A 2373-nucleotide genomic window follows, 5' to 3' on the forward strand; every position below is an offset into this window, starting at 1 on the left:
CCAATGGCCCGACAAGACAGCACCTGGTTATCTCGAGGCGACGCGGCTGGTTACGCTCGCCGTCGAAGGCATCTGCTGCCAGCGCATTGCGTTCGACGCCTTCACCAGGGCGGCCAAGCAACAGAACATACTGGTGGCCAGGCCCAAAAGCCGCGCCCATGACTGGCTGAACGCGGTGGCTAGCCCATGAGGATCGCGCGCCGGCCGAAAAATTGATGCAACCGGCCGCCAGCGGGGCGCGTTTATCGATGCGGTAGTTGGAGCCGCGCGCAAAGCGAAGGTGAACGCCGTGGGTACGATGAAAACCGGAGTGCCGCTCAAAGTGCGGGTGGAAGATGAGATCGAAGAGATCGACAGCGTCAGCGAAGCCGCCGATTTTCTGCAGCGTTGGCCGCTCGAGCGACGCGGCCATGTCTACCGCAGTGCGCTGAACGCCTGCAGCGCGGCGATCGCCGCGCAGATTTCCGAAGCCGACGCCATGAAGGTGTTTACCGGCTTTGCCCGGGTGACCGGCATATTGGTCGACGAGGGCAACCCGGCGATGGCGATGGACGCAAGGAGCATGCAGAGCCGCACGCCCAAGCAAGGCCGGCAAATGCCGAAATAAGGTTTTGCTTCTTTCTCCCCGTTCACGGTGAGGTGTGGTCCGCGCAGCGGACGAAAAGCCAATTGCTTGGCTTTTCGAACAGCGAACGCCCGGCAGGGCAATGAGGGGCGGCGCCAGCGCTTCGGTAAGTGGCATCTGAATCGGATGCTTGAATTTCATGTCAGCTTTCAATCCTGCCTCGTCAGCGCTGCCCCTCATCCGCCTGCCGGCACCTTCTCCCCGTGAACGGGGAGAAGAGACCAAGCCTCACCCCGTCGCCACAAATACGCGGCGCTGGAAGCGCGCCTGATGGTAGGTGCAATAGCTTTTCAGCGCCCTGGTGCGCATGCCGCAGCACAGCATGTCGGCGCCCGGCCGGCTGCCTGGCGCATCGTTTTCAGAATCCTCCTCCACCGTCAGATCCAGCGGCGCGCGGCAGCGTGAAAACAGGCAATCGATGAAACGCATCGCCACGCCATGCGGCTGCCGGCCGATGGCCGCGCGCGGCGGCGCCGGCGTCTCCAGGCGATAGGCTACGCCGTCAGCGATCAGCACGCCTACCTCGCGCACGAACGAATGGCGCCTGGGCCGGGCCACTTCACGCGCGGGGATGTCCTTGGCGGCAAGCACGCCATGCATCTTGCCGACGACAGGCGTCGCAGTCCCCGGGGCGCCAGTCGCCCGCTTGCTTTCAGCGCGCTTGCCCACCGCCTGTCTGGCTCGCGGCGGCGGCCCCTTGCCATTGGCAAAACCGATCGCGCCCAGCATGGCGTTGCGGTGCACGATGCCGATGATGGCGTCGCGCGACACCGGGCTGCCGCGCAACGCGCTGAACGCGACTGCAATCCTGGAGGCTGAAAGCCCGTCCTTCAGCCAGCGGCCGATCTCGTGCAATTCCGCGTCGCTATAGCTTGCCATATTCAGCTCCATCCAAAGTTCGGCCGCACGCCGTCGGGCAGCGTCAAGGTTCGACCCGGTGGCCGGGTCGCAGTCAGGTTGTTTTTCAAGAGCCGGCTGTCAGCCGACCAGCCTCAGCCGGATTGGGTAGATTTCCCGCCGGCAAGGTGCAGAAGCCGCGCCTCGGCCGTGTTTCTATCCAGGGCGGAAACCGCCCTGCCCGTTGGCCTGTCGAACAGGATGACGGTGCCGTCCTCGGTGCGGATGCAGGAGCGGCCAGCCGAAAAAACAGCGCCGGCGCCATGCCGGTCGGATTGGGGGCCGGAGCCGCTGGGAGCGGCGGCTCCGGCCGTTCCGGTCGCCGGAGACGGGCGGACCGGACCCGGGGCTGGTGCAGTCAAGCACCGAGCCTCGGGCTTCATCCTGGCCGGGGAGGAGGACAGCCGGGATGAAAGGGGGGCGACAGCCGCCGGGCACACCGCGCACGGGGCCGGCGCCATTGCGCCATCAAAGGTGGACAGGTTTTGCATAACCATATATAAGCATAACTCACAAATTTATGCAAGCCATTCTTTCATAGACGAGAGCCACTTTCATCACTCACATGGTCGCCATGGCAAGAACGGAACTGTCGATCAAGGTCGGGGCGGCGATCCGCAAGGCGCGCAAGCAGCGCGGCCTGGTCATGCGCCACATCGCCGAGCACAACGACACTGATGTCGCCGCCGTCGGCAATTGGGAAACCGGCCGCAATCTGCCCAAGACCGAGAACCTCCTGAAGACCGCCGCCTTCCTGCGCGTCGACCCGGTGGCGCTAGGTCAAGGGCAGGTCGTGTTTCTCGACGATGCCGGACCGGTCGCCGATGCGGAGATCGTCACCGATACCGGTC

At 64.7% G+C, this 2373-nt stretch carries 5 protein-coding genes; 3 read left to right on the top strand and 2 right to left on the bottom strand.

Going from position 1 to position 2373, the window contains the following annotated elements; translation table 11 throughout:
* Together EN906_RS31150 and EN906_RS31155 are read left to right on the top strand one after the other, a co-directional pair.
* A partial coding sequence (locus EN906_RS31150) for a DUF982 domain-containing protein (protein ID WP_127375644.1) occupies window positions 1-190 on the top strand: 190 nt, incomplete at its 5' end.
* 108 nt (window positions 191-298) lie between these two features.
* Complete coding sequence (locus tag EN906_RS31155; protein ID WP_164749149.1) at window positions 299-607, top strand: DUF982 domain-containing protein; 309 nt, start codon at window positions 299-301, stop codon at window positions 605-607.
* 246 nt (window positions 608-853) lie between these two features.
* On the opposite strand, the gene EN906_RS31160 is transcribed toward EN906_RS31155, so the two are convergent.
* A complete protein-coding gene (locus EN906_RS31160; protein ID WP_127273603.1) occupies window positions 854-1504 on the bottom strand; it encodes a GcrA cell cycle regulator in 651 nt (216 codons plus the stop codon).
* A gap of 113 nt (window positions 1505-1617) precedes the next feature.
* Entirely contained in the window at window positions 1618-1884 is a 267-nt protein-coding gene (locus EN906_RS31165; RefSeq protein WP_236382727.1) for a hypothetical protein, read from the bottom strand.
* 203 nt (window positions 1885-2087) lie between these two features.
* Between EN906_RS31165 and EN906_RS31170 the strand changes: the two genes are divergently transcribed.
* A partial coding sequence (locus EN906_RS31170) for a helix-turn-helix transcriptional regulator (protein WP_164777500.1) occupies window positions 2088-2373 on the top strand: 286 nt, incomplete at its 3' end.

The organism is Mesorhizobium sp. M7A.F.Ca.CA.004.06.1.1 (assembly GCF_003999135.1).
Classification (GTDB): Bacteria; Pseudomonadota; Alphaproteobacteria; order Rhizobiales; family Rhizobiaceae; genus Mesorhizobium.

Excerpts from the sequence above, each read along its gene's own strand:
- EN906_RS31160 (WP_127273603.1), bottom strand. The coding sequence starts at position 1,504 with ATGGCAAGCTATAGCGACGCGGAATTGCACGAGATCGGCCGCTGGCTG.
- EN906_RS31155 (WP_164749149.1), top strand. The coding sequence starts at position 299 with ATGAAAACCGGAGTGCCGCTCAAAGTGCGGGTGGAAGATGAGATCGAA.